The following is a 19957-nucleotide window of genomic DNA, read 5'->3' as shown; positions in this document are numbered from 1 at the left end:
CTGAAAAGAGGCAGAACATGACCAAGGTAGTTTTCATCACCGGTGCCACCTCCGGCTTTGGCCGCGCCACCGCTCGCCGCTTCGCCGAAGCAGGCTGGGGCCTGGTGCTCAGTGGCCGTCGCCAGGAGCGCCTGGAAGAGCTCAAGGCCGAGCTGGCAGGCAAGGTGCCGGTGCATATCGCCACCCTCGACGTGCGTGACGCCACCGCCGTGCAGGCGCTGGTCGACAGCCTGCCGGCGCCGTTCGACAAGATCCACGCACTGATCAACAACGCCGGCCTGGCCCTGGCGCCGGAAGCCGCGCAGAAGGTCGCGCTGCAAGACTGGCACACGATGATCGACACCAACATCACCGGCCTGGTCAACGTCACCCACGCGGTGCTGCCCAAATTGCTGGAAACCGGCAAGGGCGCCAGCATCATCAACATCGGTTCGGTGGCCGGCGAATGGCCGTACCCGGGCGGCCACGTGTATGGCGCCAGCAAGGCGTTCGTCAAGCAGTTCAGCTTCAACCTGCGCTGCGACCTGGTGTCCACCGGCGTGCGGGTTACCGACATCGCCCCGGGCATGGCGGAAACCGAGTTCACCCTGGTACGCACCAAGGGTAACCAGGCGGCTTCCGATGCGATGTACAGCACCACCACGCCGTTGAGCGCCGAAGATATTGCCGAGCAGATCTTCTACGTCGCCACCCTGCCCGCCCATATCAACATCAACCGCCTGGAAATCATGCCCAGCCGTCAGGCCTGGGGCCCGTTCGCGGTCGACCGCGACAAATGATGGCTACGCCGGGCGCGCCCTGCGCCCGGCGCTTCGCAGTGGTTAACCGGCCAGAGTGCGGTACAGCAAAACGGCCGAGAACAGCACCAACAGCACGCCCACGAGGCGATGCAGCGGTAACGGCTGCCAGCGTGGCTGCAGCCATTGCCCCAGCAGATTGCCAGCCAGCGCTGGCAACAGCAGGGTAGCCGCCAACTGCACATGCGTGCGGCCCACGACGTCAAACAGCCCCATGACCAGCAACGCCAGCGCACTGCTCAGCGCGAAGAACATGATTGCCGTCGCGCGCAGAGCCCGGGGCGTCAGCCCGCAACGAAGCAGATAGAGCATCAACGGCGGCCCACCGGCCGACGCCAATACAGTCGCCAGGCCAGCGCCAAGCCCCGCCCAGAAAGCCGAGCGTAGTGGCACGGCGGCTTCGGTAACGGGGGCTGGCGACTGTCGCAAGACCATCATCCCGCCAAACAGACACACCATTGCGATACCAGGCGCCAACCAAGCTGAAGGCACCCGGGCTAGCGCCAGCACGCCGATGGGCACGGCGCACAGCAGCCCGGCAGTCAGGCGCAGCGTCAGCCGATGATGGCTATCGCGCAAAGCGCGTAACCACAGGCTGGCACTGCCGACCAGATCGAGCAGCAAAACCGTGGGAATAACCTCGCTGGGGGCGCGTGAGCCAAGCATCCCGAGCGCCAGGATCATCGCGAAACCAAAGCCGCTATAGCCGCGAACCAGCCCGGCAAAGGCAGCGAGAAGCAGGAGCATGGCGGCTATCCAATGGAGAACTGCCGCCACTCTATCCAGCGCCGCTGAGCCCCTGCAGAGCCAGATGTCCGCTATGCACGGGCCACCTGGGGTCAGCTCAGCCCTGGCCACTCATCCGCGCGAGCCGCTGGGACAGCTCTTCGATACCCCGGCCCAGCTCGCGCAAGGTTCCGGAGTCGCGGGCGCCCTCTTCACTGGCGCTGTGAATGCGCACCGCCAGCTCGCTGATCTCCTGGGTCACGTGGCTCTGCTCCTGAGCCGCCACGGCGATCTGCTGGGCACGCTGGACGATATCCTCGAAGCCGCTCACCGTGCCTTCCAGCGTGTGCGCGACACCGTTGGCCTGCTCGACCGCTTCGTGGGTACGGCGCACGCCGGCCTGCATGGTGGCGACCGTCTGGCCTGATGCTTCGCGCAACTGGCCGATCATCACCTGAATCTCGTTGGCCGACGCCTGGGTGCGACCGGCCAGCGTGCGCACCTCATCAGCCACCACGGCGAAACCACGCCCTTGCTCGCCAGCCCGTGCCGCCTCGATCGCCGCGTTGAGCGCCAACAGGTTGGTCTGCTGGGAAATCGAGGTGATCACCTCCAGCACGCTGCCAACTCGCTCGATGTCGGTACCGAGACGACCAATGGCCATTTCGGCCTGGCCGATCTCCTCGGCCAGCGCCTGAATCGAAGCGCTGTTGCTGCGCACGTTGACCTGGCCTGCTCGTGCCGAGAGCAGCGAGCGCTCCGCGGTGTCCGAGCAGTCACTGGTATTGCCGGCCACCTCTTGAGCACTGGCCGACATCTCGGTGATCGCCGTAGCCAGCAACGCATTGTCTTCACGTTGCGTTTCGGCGCGCTCGGCGATTGCCTGCGACAGGCTGGCCAGCTCGGCGGCCTGGCGCTCGAGTACTCGTGATTGCTCGGATATATCCAGCAGCATGCGGCGCAACGAGCCGGCGTAGCGATTCACCGCACCGCGCAATGCGCCGATTTCATCGTTACGGCCGATCGGCAATTCGCTACCGCCCCCTTGGCCGAGTTGCTCGATCTGCCCGGTGGTCTCTTCGATCTGCGCCAGCAAACGACGCCCGGCGAGCCATGCCAGGCCGAGCAGCACGGCCAGCAAGGGCAGCAGGAACAGCAGGATCTCGCCGGTCAGGCGCTGGCTCAAGCCGGAAACCTGACGCTCCGGCGTCACCAGCCCCACCTGCCATCCGGTATCGCCAAGCGGCTGGAAACTGACGTAGGCAGGCCCCTGCAGGCGCACGTCGAAATTCAGCATGCTGGTCGGCTCACCACTGCGTGCCGCCTGCAACGCTGCCTGTAAGGGCGCGAGCGCCGGCTCACCCTCGACCAGCCCAGCCAGGGTAGGCAAGCCATTGGCTGCCTGCGCATCAGGGAAAAACAGCAGATTACCGGCCTTGTCGACGACGAACGCGTAACCGCCCGTGATGCCGCCATGCTCGCGTAGAAAGGTGGCCAGACCATCGAGGCGCAGATCGACCGTGGCGACACCGGCGAACTGCCCTGCCAGGCGATAGGGCACGCTGCAGGTGGTCATCGCCACGCCCGTGACCGTGTCGAGATAGCCATCCGACCACACGCAGCGCCCGGCTGCCGATGAACGGGCCGCGGTGTACCAGGACTCGTTCTGATAGGGCGTCGCGGAGGCGGCATTGTAGTCTTCACTGTATTGCAGACCGCCGGCTGCACTGCGCGCCCAGAAGAAACTGCGCAGCGCCACGCCGCTTTCGAAGGCATCCGGCTCGGGCCATAGGCCGCCACCGGCGATGGCGGCGTTGCCCTGGCTGTCGATCACCCCGGGCAAAGCGCCGCGCACCAGTGCAGCATCGCGGGGCAGCGCCTCGGCCAGGTGCGCCAGGGCAGCCGTGGTGCCCTGGATTTCGCTGAGCTGCAACGCAAGCTGACGCGCCAGTGCAGCGGCAGCCTGCTCGGCCGACGTCACGCCAACGGCCATCAATTGTGGTTTGCCGCGCAAGGTCATTACCGAGTAGACCGCCACAGCAGTCAGGCTCAGCAACAGCAGGACGCCTACGGTCATGCGTTTGGCCACACTCACTGGAAGCAATGCCATGTCTCGTCTCCGCTGATATCGGCGGTCGTGCTCGACCAAAACCTACCACCCAGCATAGCTCGGCCACCTGCCATGACAGCCAGTGCCCTTCGTGCATGACAGGCTCAAACTGGGGGTATGCAAGCATTGATCCTATGCCGCTTCGCCCGCGATACTCAATGCTTTGGTAAACACACCAACCGGCCTTTGAGAGAACCATGCCCATTACGATCCGTGATGCCGCTGCCGATGACCTGCCCGCCCTGCTCGCCATCTACAATGATGCCGTGCTCAATACCACGGCGATCTGGAACGAGCGCCCCGTGGACCTGGCCAACCGCCAGGCCTGGTTCGAGGCGCGTGCGGCCCAGGGCTACCCGATTCTGGTGGCGGTCGACGAGGCGCGGCAGGTGCTGGGCTACGCCTCGTTCGGCGACTGGCGGCCGTTCGAGGGCTTCTGCAACACCGTCGAGCACTCCGTGTACGTGCGCCATGACACCCGCGGCCAGGGCCTCGGCCCGCTGCTGATGCAGGCGCTGATCGAGCGTGCGCGCAAGGTCGACAAGCATGTGATGGTCGCTGCCATCGAAAGCGGCAACGCCGCCTCGGTGCGCCTGCACGAACGCCTGGGCTTCACCATCACCGGGCAGATGCCCCAGGTCGGCTGCAAGTTCGGGCGCTGGCTGGACCTGACCTTTATGCAGCTGATCCTCACGCCACAGCGGAGCGCGCCATGAGCCTGCAGATCCGCCAGCTCCACGCGACTGATTTCGAAGCCTGCCGCCAGGGTTTGATCGCCCTGCTGATCGATGCCGTGGCCAACGGCGCATCCGTGGGTTTCATGGCCGATATCGACACCCAGCAGGCGCATGGTTACTTCGACGAGGTAAGCCGGGCGCTGGCCAGCGGTGCGTTGGCCCTCTGGGTCGCTGAAGAGGATGGCCACGTGCTGGGCTCGGTGCAGTTGAGCCTGTGCCTGAAGCCCAATGGCCTGAATCGCGGCGAAGTGCAGAAGCTGCTGGTGCTGAGCAGTGCCCGTCGCCGCGGCATTGCCCGCCTGCTGATGCAACAGCTGGAAGCCCACGCCGAGCAACGGCAGCGTGGCCTGCTCTATCTGGATACCGAGGCCGGCAGTGATGCCGAAAACCTCTACCGCACCCTAGGCTACACCTGCATCGGTGGCCTGCCGGACTACGCCTGCGGGCCGGACGGCCAGTACCGCGCCAATGCCATCTACTACAAGACCTTGTCGCGGCCCGACTAACGCAGCTGGCTGTCCTTGCTGCCGCGGCGGTTGAAGCCGCCAGCCTTGGCCTGCTCGAGGTCGGCCTGCGCCTGGCAGTTCACGCACAGGCGTACACCGGGCACGGCCTGGCGACGCGCTTCGGGAATCGGCACATCGCATTCTTCGCAATGGGTCAGGCTCTCGCCCTTGGGCAGTTGACTGCGCGCGCGCTGCACGGCGTCTTCGATGGTGCTGTCGATCTGTTCCTGCACGGCGCCGTCTTGCGCCCAACCGGTGGCCATATCGCTCTCCCGAAAAGAATGCTGCTCAGGGGAAGATAGGAGCGTGCGCACGGGCTTGGCAAGGGGCAGCCGACGGCGGACGAATCGGCGCGCGTTGCGCGGCCGCTGTCCGGCGTGGCAGGTGTTGCGGGGTTATTCCTTGACGTTCATGAACTCGTCGGCCCAGGCCACGTAGTCCTCGGGCTGGGTGTACTTGTGCGCCAGCTCGGAAGCGCTGAGGTCACTGCCAACCGCGTTGCGCTGCTCGCGCAGGCAGTCGTACGTGGCCTTGATGGCGGCGAAGTAGGCGGCATGGCCGTTGACCACGATGCGTACGCCCAGCTTGGCGAGGCGCTCGTTGTCGCGCAGTTTGGGATTGCCGTAGGTCACCAGCATCAGCGGCACGCTGAGGTGCTCGGCGATCTTCTCCAGGTGCTCGAAATCCTCGACACCGACCATGCAGATGGCGTCGGCGCCGGCCTTCTGATAGGCCACGGTGCGCTTGATCACCTCGTCGATGCTGAGCACGCCAGCGTTGGTGCGGGCGATGATCGCCAGGTCCGGGTCGACCCGCGCCTCCAGGGCCGCACGTACCTTGCCGACGCCTTCGGCAATGCTGATCAGGTCGGTCGACTTGCGGTTGAATTGGGCGGGCAGCAGGGTGTCTTCGATGGTCAGCGCGGAAATACCGGCACGTTCCAGTTCGACCACGGTGCGCATCACGTTCAGGGCGTTGCCGTAGCCGTGGTCGGCGTCGGCGATCACCGGCAGGCGGGAAACGCGGTGGATGCGGGTGGCCTGCTCGACGAACTCGCTCAGGGTGATCAGCGCGAAATCGGGCGCGGCCAGCACCTGCAGCGACGCCACGGAGCCGCCGAGGATGCCGACTTCGAAGCCAAGGTCACCGGCGATACGCGCGGACATCGGGTCGAAGACCGATGCCGTGTGGTAGCAGGCGCTCGAGGCCAGCAGGGTGCGGAAGGCGCGCCGCAATTCATGGTGGGAAGCACGTTGCATGTTGGTCATAGGCATTGTCCAAAGCGTCGGATGAATCAGGGGCTCGACAGCCTTGTCCCGGCCGTCTGGAGCGAATTCTTGTGGCGTGTTGCGACCGATGGGCCAGGCCCCGGCAGTTGCGCGAGCGGCCAGGCGCAGCGCGCGGATTCCAGCTTGCGCAGCAAATTCCCCGCCAACTCAGCGCGGGGCGGCGGGCGGCTCTACATCGGGCAGCCACTGGCGGAAAATCGCCGAAAAGCTGCCATCTCGGCGCATTTCCGCCAGTTCGTTCTGCCAGGCAGCGACGACGGCAGGGTCGGTATCGCGGGAAAACGCGATGTAATACGACGACTCCATGAACACCATCTGCGGCTGCACGTCCGCCGGCTCCAGCCCTGCCGGGGCGAGCATGTCGCGCAGCAGGATGTCCTCGAGGAGGATCAGGCTGCCGCGGCCATGGGCGAACAACGTGACCATGGTCTGCGGCGTCGGCACGCCATACAGGTTCGCCAGCCCCTTGGCCTGCAGGGCCTCGTAGCTGTACCACTGCTTGGGCACTGCCAGGGGGCCGCTGGCGGCCACATCATCGAGGCTGTCGACCTGCATGCCACTGGATTTCAGCGAATAGAAGCGTACCTTGCCGTGCAGGATCGGGCCGACCCACTGGAAGCGCTGTTCACGTTCGGGCGTACGCACCATGGCGAACAAGGCCACGTTCGGGCCGCGCTGCGCCAGGGTGTAGGCGCGGGTCCAGGGCATCATCTCGATCTGCGCGTTGGCGCCGGTTCGCTCGATCAGCTCACGCACCACATCGACGCCAAAGCCGCGCAGCTCGCCGTCTTCCATGAACGCGGTGGGCGGGCCCGGCTCGGTGAGGATGCGCAGCTCGGCGTCCGCGCGTGCGCACAGCAGCATCGCGAGCAACAGCACACCATAGCAACGCAGCGGGCCCATCCGGCCATCCCCATGAACGCTTGAACAAATCTGGCACCGGCGCGCCGGCGACGCTCACCGTGCAGCTCAAGCTGGCAATTTTAACCCAGTGACCGGCCAATTTCAGCAAACAACGGCGCCGAAGCGCCGTCGGCCGGCAAGCCGACTCTTTCGCCCGCCGAAGGACTTTGTGGTGAATGCACCGACAATCGGGCTGGCGCCAGCGCCTCAGGCAGGCGATCATCGGCGCTCGCCCCTCAACGCGCATCGACATGACCGACACCACGCAAACGCCTGCCGCCCCGCACAAACCCCGCCCATTCATCGACCTGCTGATCAGCATCGTGATCCCGTCGCTGATCCTCATGAAGCTCAGTGGCGAGGCACGCCTGGGCCCGGATGGCGCGCTGGTGCTGGCCCTGGCGTTCCCGCTGGGCTGGGGGGCGTTCGAGCTGGTCAAGTACCGCAAATTCAACTTCGTCGCGCTGCTCGGCCTGGTCAGCGTGATCCTCACCGGCGGCATCGGTCTGCTGCACCTGGACAACCAATGGCTGGCGATCAAGGAAGCGGCGATTCCCGGCCTGATCGGCATCGCCGTGCTGGTGTCGACCCGCACCCGCTACCCGTTGATCCGCACGCTGCTGTTCAACAAGACCGTGCTCAACGTCGACAAGATCCATGAGCGCCTGGAACAGGGCGGCCATACCCAGCGCTTCGAAGCCCGCCTGCTGCGTGCCACCTACCTGCTCAGCGGCACCTTCTTCTTTTCCTCGTTGATGAACTACGTGCTGGCCAAATGGATCGTCACCAGCCCGGCCGGCAGCGAAGCCTTCAATGACGAACTGGGCCGCATGACCCTGCTCAGCTACCCGATGATCGCCATTCCGTCGATGATCATGCTGATGGCCGTCTTCTACTACCTGTGGCGCACCATCCATGACCTTACCGGCCTCAAGCTGGAAGAGATCATGGCCAACGCCGAAGCCGACAAGAAGTCCTGACAGCCCAGCACCTTGCCGGATCTCTACGCCTACCTGGGGCTGTTCGGCGCCGCCTTCGCGGCGGCGACGCTGCTGCCACTGCAGTCCGAGGCACTGCTCGTGGCGCTGCTGCTCGGTGGCGGGCAGCCGGCCGGCGTGCTGGTTCTGGTCGCCAGCCTGGGCAACGTGCTGGGCTCGCTGGTCAACTGGTGGCTGGGCCGTTACCTGGAGCGCTTTCGCGGCCGCCGCTGGTTTCCGGTCAGTGATCGGCGCCTGCTGCAGGCGCAGCACTGGTACGGGCGTTACGGGCGCTGGTCGCTGTTGCTGAGCTGGCTGCCGGTGATCGGCGATCCGCTGACCCTGGTCGCCGGTATCATGCGTGAGCCGCTGTGGCGCTTCATGCTGATCGTCAGCCTGGCGAAAACCCTGCGTTATGGCGTGCTGGCCGCGGCCACACTGGGTCTGGGCCGGTAAAAAGACACACTCGGTAACGGCCTGCGAAATCGTGCCAGTTGAGCAACCGGCCCGCCTCCGGGATACTGCGCACCCTGTACACCCACATCCCGCCGGGACATACCCAGGGGAAAGGGTCTGAACAATAGCTGCGACAGCCCATCGAATGCACCATCGACTGTCCGCAGAGACGTGAAACAGGGGATCGCCGTTGCAAGGTACCAAGCCCACGATGAAACGCAGTGACCTGATCTGGACGCTGATCGGGTTGTGCGCCGTGGTCGCCTCCTGCTTCCTGCTCTACCGCGAAGTGCGCAACATTTCCCTCGACGAGATCGCCGGCAGCCTCAAGGCCATCCCGCACCTCGACTGGGTTCTCGCCGCCGTCGCCACTCTCGGCGCCTATTCGGCACTCGCCTGGTACGACCGCATCGCCATCGCCCACCTGGGCAAGAAGATTTCCTGGCGCTTCATCACCCTGTGCTCCTTCACCACCTATGCCCTGGCCCACAATATCGGCGCCTCGGTGTTCTCCGGTGCCGTGGTGCGCTACCGCGCCTACCGCACCAAAGGGCTGACGCCCCATGAAATCGGCATCCTGATCGTCTTCTGCTCCTTCACCTTCGCCCTCGGCACCCTGCTGGCCAGCGGCTGCGTGCTGGTGCTGCAGCCTGACCTGATCCATCGCGTGCTGGACGTCACCCCGCTGGTCTCGGTGGTTATCGGCGGTTTCCTGCTGCTGCTGGTCGGTCTATACGTGCTGGGTTCCTGGCTGCAGTTCAAGCCCTGGACGTTCGGCAAACTGCATGTCGAGTACCCACGCCTGCGCATCGTTGGCCGCCAGTTGCTGGCCGGCCCGCTGGAACTGGCCTGCGCGGCGGCGATCATCTACTTCGCCCTGCCCGAGGCGCACAACCCCGGCTACATGGTGGTGCTGGGCGTGTTCCTGGCGTCCTTCTCGCTGGCGCTGCTGTCCCACGCCCCTGGCGGCCTGGGCGTGCTGGAGGTGAGCTTCCTGGCGGCCCTGCCGGAGATCCCCGCACCGGACGTGCTGGCGGCGCTGATCGTGTTCCGCGGCTTCTACCTGCTGCTGCCATTCGCCCTGTCGCTGATCGTCGTGCTGGGCTTCGAGTGGGGCCAATGGCGCGTCCGTCGCGGCGAAGTACAAAATCCCCCACTGCCCTGACGAAGCGGCAGCACGAGGGTCTCATTTGGCCTAGAATGCGCGGCCGTTTTTTCAGGAGCCGCGCGTCATGTCCCTTACCACCCCTGCCCGCGCCTGCGGTATCGACTTCGGCACCTCCAACTCCACGGTTGGCTGGCTGCGCCCGGGTGGCGAAACGCTGATCGCGCTGGAAGACGGCAAGATCACCCTGCCCTCCGTGGTGTTCTTCAACCTCGAGGAGCGCCGCCCGGTCTATGGCCGCCTGGCCCTGCACGAGTACCTGGAAGGCTATGAAGGCCGCCTGATGCGCTCGCTCAAGAGCCTGCTGGGCTCCAAGCTGCTGAAGAGCGAAACCGCGGTGATGGGCAGCGCCCTGCCCTTCAAGGACCTGCTCGGCTTCTTTATCGGCGAGCTGAAGAAACGCGCCGAAGCGGTGGCCGAACGGCCGTTCGAGGCCGTGGTGCTGGGCCGCCCGGTGTTCTTCGTGGATGACGACCCGCTGGCCGACCAGGAAGCCGAGAGCACCTTGGTCGCCGTGGCGCAGAAGCTCGGTTTCAAGGACGTGTCCTTCCAGTACGAGCCGATCGCCGCGGCCTTCGACTACGAGTCCACCATCGAGCGCGAGGAGCTGGTGCTGATCGTCGATATCGGCGGTGGTACCTCGGACTTCTCGCTGGTGCGCCTGGCCCCCGAGCGCCGCCAGCAGGCAGAGCGCCAGGACGACATTCTGGCCACCGGCGGCGTGCACATCGGCGGCACCGACTTCGACAAGCAGCTCAGTCTGCAGGGCGTGATGCCGCTGTTCGGCTACGGCAGCCGGATGAAGAGCGACGCGCCGATGCCCACCAGCATGCACCTCAACCTGGCGACCTGGCACACCATCAACATGGTCTACGCCGCCGCGTCGCAGCGGGCGCTGCAGAACATGCGCTACGACATCATCGACCCGACCGGCATCGACCGCCTGTTCAAGCTGATCGAGCAACGCGCCGGCCACTGGCTGGCGATGCAGGTGGAAAACAGCAAGATCGCCCTGACCGAGCACCAGCAACAGCCGATCGACCTGCAGCGCATCGAGACCGGTTTGGTCGCCGAACTGACCCGTGCCTTGTTCGAAGACAGCATCGCACCGCTGCTCGAACGCATCCGCGACAGCGTCACCGCGCTGCTCGCTGACGCCGGCGTGGGCCTGGAGCAGGTCGATACGGTGTTCTTCACTGGCGGCTCCAGCGGTGTGCCGGCATTGCGCCAGAGCGTGGCGGCGCTATTGCCCAACGCCCGCCACGTGGAAGGCAATACCTTCGGCAGCATCGGCAGCGGCCTGGCCATCGAGGCGAAGAAACGTTACGGCTGACACACGCCGGCCACGTGCGGCTACCCGCGAAGGTAGAATGGTTTATATTTCCATCCCCACGGAGAAAGGACGGTCGCCATGCACAGCCTCGAACGCATCTACCCATTGCAGATGGACGAGCGGCTGGCGGCCGACCAGGCAACCCTCGACCTGCATATGCAGCGCTATGGGTTCGCCAGCCGCCTGCTGGATGGCCCGCGGGTACTCGACATGGCCTGTGGCTGCGGCTACGGCAGTGCGCTGCTGGCCGAGCAGAACCCGGACAAGCAGATCACCGGTATCGACATCGACCCCGAAGCGATCGCCTATGCCCAGGCCAACTATCAGCGGGACAACCTGCGCTACCTGTGCGCGAACGCGCAAACCTTCGCCGACAGCCAGGGCTTCGACAGCATCGTCAGCCTGGAAACCATCGAACACCTGCCGAACCCGCAGCGCCTGGTGGCCAACTACGCCAGCCTGCTGACAAAGGGCGGGCGCATCATCGCCTCGGTGCCGACCACGCCGACCCTGGATGGCAACCCTCATCACCTGCACGACTTCAGCCCGCGCAGCTTCTACGCGCTGTTCCGCCACCACGGGCTAACGCCCAAGGAACGCTACGAGCAGATCCAGCGCTGGGAGTTTTCCGGGCTGTTCAAGAAAGGCAAAAAGGACGCGCGCGAGCATCGCTCGGAAGGCGTCGGCAATGCCGTGCTGGCGTACTACCGCAGCCATCCGCTGTACCTGCTCAAGCGACTGGCTTCGATCCTGCGCTATGGGCCGAGCAATCGCTACCTGACCTGCCGCTTCAGCGCCGACTAGAACTGCCGCGAAGTGCCGGGAGCAGACACTTCCCCGTGGGGTGGACAACGCTCTTTTTGTCCACCATTACGATTGCACAGCGGTGGGCGGATCGGGCCGCGCAGGCAAGCGTCGTCCACCCTACGAGTATCTGCTCCCACCTTGAAACAGCCAGTTAACGCGGCACAGCAGGCTTCTTGACCGGCTTCTTGCCCTTGCCCGCACCGGCACGCTCGCGCGCCGCCTGCTGGTTACGCGCCTCGGCAGCCGCCTTGGCTTGCTCGCGCTTGTCCCAGGGCTTGCTGCCGTCGCTGCCGCGCGGCGGCAGGCCGGTGTGCTGGGTGAGGATGCGCCCAGCCGCTGCCTTGCCGCCGCCATTGCCGGCGACCTTCTTGCTGCCGGCCGGCGTGGAGTTCTTGCGGCGGGCGCTCTGGTACTCGTCGGCCTTCGGCTGATAGGCCGGAATCAACTGGTGCTTGCCATCACCGATCAGGTCGCCACGCCCCATGCGCTGCAGCGCTTCACGCAGCATCGGCCAGCCCTTCGGGTCGTGATAGCGCAGGAAAGCCTTGTGCAGGCGGCGCTGCTCCTCGCTCTTGACGATGGTCACGCCGTCGCTCTTGTAGGTGACCTTGCGCAGCGGGTTCTTGCCCGAGTGGTACATGGCCGTGGCGGTGGCCATCGGCGAGGGGTAGAACGCCTGCACCTGGTCGGCGCGGAAGCCGTTGCCCTTGAGCCACAGGGCCAGGTTCATCATGTCTTCATCGGTGGTGCCCGGGTGGGCGGCGATGAAGTAGGGAATCAGGTACTGCTCCTTGCCCGCTTCCTTGGAGTACTTCTCGAACATGCGCTTGAACTTGTCATAGCTGCCAATGCCCGGCTTCATCATCTGGTTGAGCGGCCCTTCCTCGGTGTGTTCCGGGGCGATCTTCAGGTAGCCACCGACGTGGTGGGTGACCAGCTCCTTGACGTACTCCGGCGACTCGACGGCCAGGTCGTAGCGCAGACCGGAAGCGATGAGAATCTTCTTCACCCCCGGCAGGGCACGGGCGCTGCGATACAGCTGGATCAGCGAGGAGTGATCGGTGTTCAGGTTCGGGCAGATGCCGGGGAATACGCAGGACGGCTTGCGGCACGCGGATTCGATTTCCGGGCTCTTGCAGGCGATGCGGTACATGTTCGCGGTCGGGCCGCCGAGGTCGGAAATCACCCCGGTAAAGCCCGGCACCTTGTCGCGGATCTCTTCGATCTCGCGAATGATCGACTCTTCCGACCGGTTCTGGATGATCCGCCCTTCGTGCTCGGTGATCGAGCAGAAGGTGCAGCCACCAAAGCAGCCACGCATGATGTTCACCGAGAAGCGGATCATCTCGTAGGCCGGAATCTTCTCCTTGCCATACGCCGGGTGCGGGATGCGCTGGTAGGGCATGCCGAACACGTAGTCCATCTCTTCGGTGGTCATCGGGATGGGTGGCGGGTTGAACCACACGTCGATCTCGCCGTGCTTCTGCACCAGCGCGCGGGCGTTGCCCGGGTTGGTTTCCAGGTGCAGCACGCGGTTGGCATGGGCGTACAGAACCGGGTCGTTGCGCACCTTTTCCATCGACGGCAGACGGATCACCGTCTTGTCGCGGGTCATCTTCGGGCTGGCGAGAATCTGCACGACCTTGGCTTCGTTGGGGTCCTCGACGTTGCCTGGGCCGGCCGCACCTTTTTCCTGCTCGATGGCGCAGGCCTGGGTGTCCTGGGTATTCACGTACGGGTTGATGATCTTGTCGATCTTGCCCGGCCGGTCGATGCGCGTGGAGTCAACCTCGTACCAGTCCTTCGGCGTGTCGCGGCGAATGAACGCGGTGCCGCGCACGTCGGTGATGTCTTCGATCTTCTGGCCGTAGGACAGGCGCTGGGCGACCTCGACGATGGCCCGCTCGGCGTTGCCGTAGAGCAGGATGTCGGCGCTGGCATCGATCAGGATCGAGTTGCGCACGCGATCCTGCCAGTAGTCGTAATGGGCGATGCGCCGCAACGACGCCTCGATGCCGCCAAGCACGATCGGCACGTGCTTGTACGCCTCCTTGCAGCGCTGGCTGTACACCAGGCTGGCACGATCCGGGCGCTTGCCGGCCAGGCCGCCTGGCGTGTAGGCGTCGTCGGAGCGAATCTTCTTGTCCGCGGTGTAGCGGTTGATCATCGAGTCCATGTTGCCGGCCGCCACGCCAAAGAACAGGTTCGGCTCGCCGAGCTTCATGAAATCGTCTTTGGACTGCCAGTTGGGCTGGGCGATGATGCCGACGCGAAAGCCCTGGGACTCCAGCAGCCGGCCAATGATCGCCATGCCGAACGAGGGGTGATCGACATAGGCATCACCGGTGACGATGATGATGTCGCACGAATCCCAGCCGAGCTGATCCATCTCCTCCCTGCTCATCGGCAGGAACGGCGCCGGGCCGAAACACTCGGCCCAGTATTTGGGATAGTCGAACAGCGGCTTGGCGGCTTGCATGGCGGTAACCGTTTTTGATCAGGAATTTCACGGGCGCGGAATATAGCACAAATTTTAACCAAACCCGACTGCTACGCCAGGTTGCACCGAGCATCCGATAGCAGGCACCGGCTGCTGGGCCAGCATCTAAATTTGCTCGGTTAGGTGTACTCTTGTGCTTACACAACAAGACCCGCCTGCCCTCAGGAGCCCCCCGCTTGCAGCGCCTAGCCACCTTCCTGTCGCAGATTCTGCTGCTGGCCGCCCTGAGCCTGACGGCGCATGCCGACCCCCTCGCCTTGACCTCGCACAGCAGCGGCCAGAGCCTCAATGAACACGTGGAACTGCTCGAGGACCCCGGCGCAAAGCTGAGCATCGAGCAGATGAGCGACCCCGCCGTGCAGCAGCGCTTCATGCCTGCCCAGGGCAAGGCCAGCGTGGGCCAGAGCGCCAATCCCTGGTGGATCAAGGTAACCCTCAGCGCCACAGCGGATGCCCCACGCCAATGGTGGCTGGAAATCGCCTCGGTCACCCTGCTCGATCTGCAGCTGTACCTGCCCGATGGCCAGGGCGGCTGGCAGAAACGCCAGTCTGGAGAGGTGGTCAGCTTCGCCGAAGGCCGTGACCACCCCCACCGCCGTATGCTGCTGCGCCTGCCTGCACTTGGCGAGCAGCCGCTTACCTTCTATCTGCGCAGCTATGACCCGGCCGGCAATTCCTTTCCGTTGAAGGTGTGGCAGCTGGCTGACCTGAAAACCCAGGTGGCGACCGAGAACCTCTGGCTGGGCCTGATCTACGGCGTGATCAGCGCACTGCTGCTGTACAACCTGTTCCTGTTCCTGGCGCTGCGCGACAGTGCCTACTTCTGGTATGTGGTCACCACGACCGGCGCGCTGCTGATGATTCTCGGCATGACCGGGCACGGCTTCCAGTACCTATGGCCCGGCTCGGCGGTGCCCTTCTGGCTCGATCGCATCAGCGTGCCGGCGCTGTGGGGGTTCGGTGCCTGCCGCTTCACCCAGAAGCTGCTGCAAACGCGCCGCTACACCCCCTGGGCCCACCACCTGCTGACCCTGAGCTGTGCGCTCTATCTGCTGGCGGTACTCGCCGATGCGTTCGGCCTGCGCGCCGTCGGCGCCTGGATCTTCGTGCTGCTGGCTCTCACCACCATTCCCACTGCACTGTGGGCCTCGCTGAAACGCTGGCGCCAGGGCTATTTTCCGGCGTTCCTGTACTTCTGCGGGTACGGCATGATCCTGGCCAGCGTCAACCTGCTGCTGCTGCGCGCCACGGGCGTCATCCAGCCCGCGGCGTGGAACAGCTACGTGTTTCCGGTCGCCGTGGCAGTCGAGTCGATCCTGTTCTCGTTCGCCCTCGCCTACCGCATCCAGTTGCTGAAGAACCAGCGTGCCGAGGCGCTGCAACGCGCCGATGAGGAGAAAGGTGCCCGCCTGGCCCAGGTACAGGCCAGTGCCGACGAACTGCAACTGGCCGTGGATCGGCGTACCGCTGAACTGAAAAGCGCCAACCAGCAGCTCTCCCAACAGGAGCTGGAATTGCGCCATGCCGCCTTCCACGATGCCCTGACCGAGCTGCCCAACCGCCGTCACCTGGTGGAACGCTGCGAGCGCGCCTTGCGCAGCGCACGGCAGAGCGACGAGAACCTCGCCCTGCTGCTGATCGACCTGGATCATTTCAAACCGATCAACGACCGGCATGGCCACGACGCCGGCGATCTGCTGCTCCAGCAGATCGGCCGGCGGCTGCGCGAACAGGTGCGCGGCAGCGACACGGTGGCGCGCCTGGGCGGCGATGAATTCGCGGTATTGATTGGCGGGGAGGATGCGCAGCGTTACGCCGAGGATGTCGCCGAACGCCTGCTTGCCGAGCTGGCCCGCCCTGTGGACTACGCCGGCCACGCGCTGAACGTCAGCATCAGCATTGGCGCCGCCTTCTATCCGCGGCATGCCGAACAGTTCGCCGACCTCTACAAGGCGGCCGACCAGGCGCTTTATCAGGCCAAGGCCGCCGGGCGTTCGGGCTACGCGGTGTTCGAGCCGGCCACGGGCTGAACCGTCACTCGTCGTCGAACTGGTAGCTGCCGGGCGCCAGGTTCTCGAAACGCGAATATTTGCCGAGGAAGGCCAGGCGTGCGGTACCCAGCGGGCCGTTACGCTGCTTGCCGATGATGATCTCGGCGACGCCCTTGTATTCGGTTTCCGGGTGGTAGACCTCGTCCCGGTAGACGAAAAGAATGATGTCGGCGTCCTGCTCGATGGCCCCGGATTCGCGCAAGTCGGAGTTGATCGGACGCTTGTTGGGCCGTTGCTCCAGGCCCCGGTTGAGCTGCGAAAGGGCAATCACCGGGCAGTTGAATTCCTTGGCCAGCGCCTTGAGCGAGCGCGAGATTTCGGAAATCTCGTTGACCCGGCTATCGCCGCTGGAACCGGGGATCTGCATCAGCTGCAGGTAGTCGACCATGATCAGGCCGATCTCGCCGTGCTCACGGGCCAGGCGCCGCGAACGCGCACGCATCTCCGACGGTGAGATACCGGCGGTGTCGTCAATGAACAGCTTGCGGTCATTGAGCAGGTTGACCGCCGAGGTCAGCCGCGGCCAATCATCATCGTCGAGGCGACCCGCGCGCACCTTGGTCTGGTCGATACGACCCAACGAGGCCAGCATACGAATCACGATGGATTCCGATGGCATCTCCAGGGAATACACCAGGATCGACTTGTCGCTGCGCATCAGCGCGTTTTCCACCAGGTTCATCGCGAAGGTGGTCTTGCCCATCGACGGACGACCGGCAACGATGATCAGGTCGGCCGGCTGCAGGCCGCTGGTCAGGTTGTCCAGATCGGAGAAGCCGGTGGACAGGCCAGTGATCGCATCGCCGTTGTTGAACAGCTCGTCGATGCGGTCGATGGCCTTGACCAGAATATCGTTGATGCCCACCGGGCCACCGGTCTTCGGCCGCGCCTCGGCGATCTGGAAGATCAGCCGCTCGGCCTCGTCGAGAATTTCCTCGCCGGTTCGCCCTTCCGGTGCATAGGCGCTGTCGGCGATATCGTTGCTGATGCCAATCAGTTTACGCAGCGTGGCACGTTCACGAATGATGCCGGCATAAGCCTTGATGTTGGCCACCGACGGCGTGTTCTTCGCCAGTTCGCCGAGATAGGCCAGGCCGCCGACCTGGGACAGCTGTCCCTCCTTGTCGAGCTGCTCGGACAAGGTGACCACGTCGAAGGGCTGATTACGCTCGGCCAGCTTGTGGATGGCGCGAAATACCAGGCGATGATCATGGCGATAGAAGTCGCCATCGGACACCTGGTCGAGCACGCGCTCCCAGGCGTTGTTATCGAGCATCAGGCCACCGAGCACCGCCTGCTCAGCCTCGATCGAGTGCGGCGGCACTTTCAGGGCGGCGGTTTGCAGGTCGTACTGTTCGGGGATGCTGATGTCGTTCATGGGCGCCTGGAAAGAATGCTTGCGTTGAAAAACAAAGGGCACGGTATCGCTTTCGCAATACCGTGCCCGATGTTAGCGGGAAGGCACCTGAGTGCAAACCCGCTAAGCAGTTCGCTGAGAGTTAGGCAGCGACTACGACAACCTTGACGGTTGCTTCGACATCGCTGTGCAGGTGCACGGCTACGTCGTATTCGCCAACCTGGCGAATGGTGCCGTTCGGCAGACGCACTTCAGCCTTGGCCACTTCAACGCCGGAGGCGGTCAGGGCGTCAGCGATGTCGTGGGTACCGATGGAACCGAACAGCTTGCCTTCATCGCCAGCGGTGGCGGTGATGGTGACTTCCAGCTCAGCCAGCTGAGCAGCGCGCGACTCGGCCGAAGCCTTACGGTCAGCAGCTGCTTTTTCCAGGTCGGCACGACGCGCTTCGAAAGCCGCAACGTTGGCTTCGGTGGCAGCGGTGGCTTTGCCTTGCGGCAGCAGGAAGTTACGGCCGTAACCGGCTTTAACGTTCACTTTATCGCCCAGGTTGCCCAGGTTGGCGATTTTTTCCAGCAGGATGACTTCCATTTGGGTGTTACCTCTTAACTTTTAACCTTCACCGTTGGCGGGGCCCGAACCGGGCTTGTCCGTCAAACGACCACGAAAATCAAACAGACTGTCGACGATGGCTAACACCACCAGCAAGGGAAAGGTCAGCTGCATGAACAGCAGCAGCGTGATGTACATGCCGACCAGCCAGAACTTCGACAGTCGGCCCTTGGCCACCAGCCCATGCAACAGGGCGATGCCCGCGAACGCCAGCGGAACACTGCACAACGGGGTAAGCATGGCCATCTCGACACCCAGATTGGGCCCGAGCAGCATGCCGACCAGCAGTAACATCGCCAGCATCGGCGGAAATCTCAGCTCACGAAACTCGGAGCCGAAACCTCCCGGGTTGTACAACGCCGCTTGCCAGAACCGCCCAAGCATCAGGCTAAGCAAGCTGACCACCTGCAGCAACGCTGCCAGCAATCCGGTCAGCACCGGTGCTATGAGACTCTGAAGACGCGCCTGATCATCCACCGACATCTGTTGGTGAACGCCATCGAACATCTGCGGCAAGAGCTTGTTCAACTCCTGCGCCATGGCTTCGATGGGCTCATGGAACGTCGCCCTCAGTACCAGCCCATACACCAGGCCCAATGCGATGCTGAACAACAGCACTCGCCGCCAGGACGGGTTGGCGCGCAATACACACGCCAACCCCAGCGCCCCCAGCAACACCAGCAAGGTGCGCGGTTCGCCGAAATACCACCAGCCAATGGCTGGCAGCAAAGCCCAGGCGAGGATGCCAGTCGCATCACTCAGGCCACGCCGCAGAAGCACCAGGCTTCCCGCGGCGGCACTCAACCAGAACAGCAGCGGCAATGCTGCAGAACCGACCACCACGAGGGTGGCCTGCATACGGCCGCGCATGATGAATTCTGCCAAGGCGCGCATGCGATATATCCCTTACTACTTGTCGAACGTCAGATCTTAACGGCCGTGGCTGTCGGTGTAGGGCAGCAGGGCCAGGAAGCGGGCGCGCTTGATAGCGGTAGCCAGCTGACGCTGATAACGAGCCTTGGTACCGGTGATACGGCTAGGAACGATTTTGCCGGTTTCCGAGATGTAGGCTTTCAGGGTGTTGAGATCTTTGAAATCGATCTCTTTCACGTCTTCAGCGGTGAAACGGCAGAATTTACGACGACGGAAGAAACGTGCCATGGAGTTGGCTCCTCAATAGATCCGGTGATTACTCGTCAGCGTTGTCGCTGTCGTTGTTGTCGCTGTCATCGCCGTCGTTGGACTCGGCGTTTTCAGGACGTTCACGACGCTCACGGCGCTCACTGCGGTTTTCTTCGGCCTTGAGCATCTCGGATTGGCCGGTAACGGCTTCTTCACGACGGACGACCAGGTTACGGATCACGGCATCGTTGTAGCGGAAGTTGTCTTCCAGCTCGGCCAGGGCCTTGCCGCTGCACTCAACGTTCAGCATCACGTAGTGAGCCTTGTGAACATTGTTGATGGCATAGGCCAGTTGACGACGGCCCCAATCTTCCAGACGGTGGATTTTGCCGCCGTCTTCTTCGATCAGCTTGGTGTAACGCTCGACCATGCCGCCGACTTGCTCGCTCTGGTCCGGGTGAACCAGAAAGATGATTTCGTAATGACGCATGAATGCTCCTTACGGGTTGTA

20 protein-coding genes and 1 pseudogene are annotated in these 19957 nt (G+C 64.1%); 9 read left to right on the top strand and 12 right to left on the bottom strand.

Annotated elements, in window-relative coordinates; translation table 11 throughout:
• The first annotated feature begins 17 nt into the window (after positions 1–17).
• Positions 18–779: an SDR family NAD(P)-dependent oxidoreductase gene (locus tag QYS36_RS01725; protein WP_308837845.1), complete on the top strand. Its 762-nt coding sequence runs from the start codon at positions 18–20 to the stop codon at positions 777–779.
• Positions 780–821: 42 nt separating this feature from the next.
• Here QYS36_RS01725 and QYS36_RS01720 read toward each other — a convergent pair whose 3' ends face one another.
• From QYS36_RS01720 to QYS36_RS23845, 3 genes and pseudogenes are all read right to left on the bottom strand, one after another.
• Positions 822–1544, bottom strand: coding sequence for a sulfite exporter TauE/SafE family protein (locus QYS36_RS01720; protein WP_308837844.1), 723 nt, complete (start codon positions 1542–1544; stop codon positions 822–824).
• Between the two features lie 97 nt (positions 1545–1641).
• Positions 1642–2340, bottom strand: coding sequence for a methyl-accepting chemotaxis protein (locus QYS36_RS23850; RefSeq protein WP_374990409.1), 699 nt, complete (start codon positions 2338–2340; stop codon positions 1642–1644).
• Positions 2341–2751: 411 nt separating this feature from the next.
• Positions 2752–3516 (bottom strand): annotated as a pseudogene (locus QYS36_RS23845) (cache domain-containing protein); the annotation flags it as partial.
• A 314-nt stretch (positions 3517–3830) separates the two neighbouring features.
• Between QYS36_RS23845 and QYS36_RS01710 the strand changes: the two are divergent.
• On the top strand, positions 3831–4349 hold the full coding sequence (locus QYS36_RS01710) for an N-acetyltransferase family protein (protein ID WP_308837842.1): 519 nt from the start codon (positions 3831–3833) through the stop codon (positions 4347–4349).
• A complete protein-coding gene (locus QYS36_RS01705; RefSeq protein ID WP_308837841.1) occupies positions 4346–4876 on the top strand; it encodes a GNAT family N-acetyltransferase in 531 nt (176 codons plus the stop codon). Before QYS36_RS01710 ends, QYS36_RS01705 begins: the two co-directional genes overlap by 4 nt.
• Here the strand turns inward: QYS36_RS01705 and QYS36_RS01700 are convergent.
• The 3 genes from QYS36_RS01700 to QYS36_RS01690 form a co-directional block, all read right to left on the bottom strand.
• On the bottom strand, positions 4873–5139 hold the full coding sequence (locus QYS36_RS01700; RefSeq protein WP_308837840.1) for a DksA/TraR family C4-type zinc finger protein: 267 nt from the start codon (positions 5137–5139) through the stop codon (positions 4873–4875). The two genes, QYS36_RS01705 and QYS36_RS01700, sit on opposite strands and share 4 nt — an antisense overlap.
• A 132-nt stretch (positions 5140–5271) precedes the next feature.
• Complete coding sequence (locus tag QYS36_RS01695) at positions 5272–6135, bottom strand: oxaloacetate decarboxylase (RefSeq protein WP_308837871.1); 864 nt, start codon at positions 6133–6135, stop codon at positions 5272–5274.
• Between the two features lie 177 nt (positions 6136–6312).
• Positions 6313–7068: a transporter substrate-binding domain-containing protein gene (locus tag QYS36_RS01690; RefSeq protein ID WP_308837839.1), complete on the bottom strand. Its 756-nt coding sequence runs from the start codon at positions 7066–7068 to the stop codon at positions 6313–6315.
• A 251-nt stretch (positions 7069–7319) separates the two neighbouring features.
• Between QYS36_RS01690 and QYS36_RS01685 the strand changes: the two genes are divergently transcribed.
• From QYS36_RS01685 to QYS36_RS01665, 5 genes are all read left to right on the top strand, one after another.
• Complete coding sequence (locus QYS36_RS01685) at positions 7320–8048, top strand: VC0807 family protein (RefSeq protein ID WP_308837870.1); 729 nt, start codon at positions 7320–7322, stop codon at positions 8046–8048.
• A gap of 12 nt (positions 8049–8060) precedes the next feature.
• Complete coding sequence (locus QYS36_RS01680; protein WP_308837838.1) at positions 8061–8501, top strand: YqaA family protein; 441 nt, start codon at positions 8061–8063, stop codon at positions 8499–8501.
• A gap of 211 nt (positions 8502–8712) precedes the next feature.
• Positions 8713–9666 (top strand): YbhN family protein, encoded by a 954-nt coding sequence (locus QYS36_RS01675; RefSeq protein ID WP_308837837.1) that lies wholly within the window; start codon positions 8713–8715, stop codon positions 9664–9666.
• A 67-nt stretch (positions 9667–9733) separates the two neighbouring features.
• Positions 9734–10999: an Hsp70 family protein gene (locus QYS36_RS01670; protein WP_308837836.1), complete on the top strand. Its 1266-nt coding sequence runs from the start codon at positions 9734–9736 to the stop codon at positions 10997–10999.
• Positions 11000–11077: 78 nt separating this feature from the next.
• Positions 11078–11803: a class I SAM-dependent methyltransferase gene (locus QYS36_RS01665; RefSeq protein WP_308837835.1), complete on the top strand. Its 726-nt coding sequence runs from the start codon at positions 11078–11080 to the stop codon at positions 11801–11803.
• A 154-nt stretch (positions 11804–11957) separates the two neighbouring features.
• Here the strand turns inward: QYS36_RS01665 and QYS36_RS01660 are convergent, their stop codons facing one another.
• Positions 11958–14285: a YgiQ family radical SAM protein gene (locus QYS36_RS01660; RefSeq protein WP_308837834.1), complete on the bottom strand. Its 2328-nt coding sequence runs from the start codon at positions 14283–14285 to the stop codon at positions 11958–11960.
• Positions 14286–14482: 197 nt separating this feature from the next.
• Between QYS36_RS01660 and QYS36_RS01655 the strand changes: the two genes are divergently transcribed.
• Complete coding sequence (locus QYS36_RS01655; protein WP_308837833.1) at positions 14483–16336, top strand: diguanylate cyclase domain-containing protein; 1854 nt, start codon at positions 14483–14485, stop codon at positions 16334–16336.
• 4 nt (positions 16337–16340) lie between these two features.
• Here the strand turns inward: QYS36_RS01655 and dnaB are convergent, their stop codons facing one another.
• The 5 genes from dnaB to rpsF all read right to left on the bottom strand — a co-directional run bounded on the left by dnaB (position 16341) and on the right by rpsF (position 19936).
• Positions 16341–17735, bottom strand: coding sequence for a replicative DNA helicase (dnaB, locus tag QYS36_RS01650; RefSeq protein WP_308837832.1), 1395 nt, complete (start codon positions 17733–17735; stop codon positions 16341–16343).
• A 121-nt stretch (positions 17736–17856) separates the two neighbouring features.
• The gene (gene rplI, locus QYS36_RS01645; protein ID WP_111464451.1) at positions 17857–18303 is read right to left on the bottom strand and encodes a 50S ribosomal protein L9; all 447 of its coding nucleotides are present in this window, start codon (positions 18301–18303) and stop codon (positions 17857–17859) included.
• Between the two features lie 21 nt (positions 18304–18324).
• Positions 18325–19218 carry a hypothetical protein gene (locus QYS36_RS01640; protein ID WP_308837831.1) on the bottom strand — a complete coding sequence of 298 codons (894 nt, stop codon included), beginning with the start codon at positions 19216–19218 and terminating at the stop codon, positions 18325–18327.
• Positions 19219–19254: 36 nt separating this feature from the next.
• Positions 19255–19485 carry a 30S ribosomal protein S18 gene (gene rpsR / locus QYS36_RS01635; protein ID WP_003246847.1) on the bottom strand — a complete coding sequence of 77 codons (231 nt, stop codon included), beginning with the start codon at positions 19483–19485 and terminating at the stop codon, positions 19255–19257.
• Between the two features lie 28 nt (positions 19486–19513).
• Entirely contained in the window at positions 19514–19936 is a 423-nt protein-coding gene (rpsF, locus tag QYS36_RS01630; RefSeq protein WP_070880841.1) for a 30S ribosomal protein S6, read from the bottom strand.
• Positions 19937–19957: the final 21 nt, after the last annotated feature.

It is taken from the genome of Pseudomonas sp. G34 (genome assembly GCF_031119625.1).
Classification (GTDB): domain Bacteria; phylum Pseudomonadota; class Gammaproteobacteria; order Pseudomonadales; family Pseudomonadaceae; genus Aquipseudomonas.
The sequence above is the reverse complement of the archived record's forward strand: the minus strand, read 5'-3'. Positions and strand labels throughout refer to the sequence as shown.

Coding starts and splice junctions, on each gene's coding strand:
- QYS36_RS01725 (WP_308837845.1), top strand. CDS start 18: ATGACCAAGGTAGTTTTCATCACCGGTGCCACCTCCGGCTTTGGCCGC.
- QYS36_RS01720 (WP_308837844.1), bottom strand. CDS start 1,544: ATGCTCCTGCTTCTCGCTGCCTTTGCCGGGCTGGTTCGCGGCTATAGC.
- QYS36_RS23850 (WP_374990409.1), bottom strand. CDS start 2,340: ATGTCGGCCAGTGCTCAAGAGGTGGCCGGCAATACCAGTGACTGCTCG.
- QYS36_RS01710 (WP_308837842.1), top strand. CDS start 3,831: ATGCCCATTACGATCCGTGATGCCGCTGCCGATGACCTGCCCGCCCTG.
- QYS36_RS01705 (WP_308837841.1), top strand. CDS start 4,346: ATGAGCCTGCAGATCCGCCAGCTCCACGCGACTGATTTCGAAGCCTGC.
- QYS36_RS01700 (WP_308837840.1), bottom strand. CDS start 5,139: ATGGCCACCGGTTGGGCGCAAGACGGCGCCGTGCAGGAACAGATCGAC.
- QYS36_RS01695 (WP_308837871.1), bottom strand. CDS start 6,135: ATGCAACGTGCTTCCCACCATGAATTGCGGCGCGCCTTCCGCACCCTG.
- QYS36_RS01690 (WP_308837839.1), bottom strand. CDS start 7,068: ATGGGCCCGCTGCGTTGCTATGGTGTGCTGTTGCTCGCGATGCTGCTG.
- QYS36_RS01685 (WP_308837870.1), top strand. CDS start 7,320: ATGACCGACACCACGCAAACGCCTGCCGCCCCGCACAAACCCCGCCCA.
- QYS36_RS01675 (WP_308837837.1), top strand. CDS start 8,713: ATGAAACGCAGTGACCTGATCTGGACGCTGATCGGGTTGTGCGCCGTG.
- QYS36_RS01670 (WP_308837836.1), top strand. CDS start 9,734: ATGTCCCTTACCACCCCTGCCCGCGCCTGCGGTATCGACTTCGGCACC.
- QYS36_RS01665 (WP_308837835.1), top strand. CDS start 11,078: ATGCACAGCCTCGAACGCATCTACCCATTGCAGATGGACGAGCGGCTG.
- QYS36_RS01660 (WP_308837834.1), bottom strand. CDS start 14,285: ATGCAAGCCGCCAAGCCGCTGTTCGACTATCCCAAATACTGGGCCGAG.
- dnaB (WP_308837832.1), bottom strand. CDS start 17,735: ATGAACGACATCAGCATCCCCGAACAGTACGACCTGCAAACCGCCGCC.
- rplI (WP_111464451.1), bottom strand. CDS start 18,303: ATGGAAGTCATCCTGCTGGAAAAAATCGCCAACCTGGGCAACCTGGGC.
- QYS36_RS01640 (WP_308837831.1), bottom strand. CDS start 19,218: ATGCGCGCCTTGGCAGAATTCATCATGCGCGGCCGTATGCAGGCCACC.
- rpsR (WP_003246847.1), bottom strand. CDS start 19,485: ATGGCACGTTTCTTCCGTCGTCGTAAATTCTGCCGTTTCACCGCTGAA.
- rpsF (WP_070880841.1), bottom strand. CDS start 19,936: ATGCGTCATTACGAAATCATCTTTCTGGTTCACCCGGACCAGAGCGAG.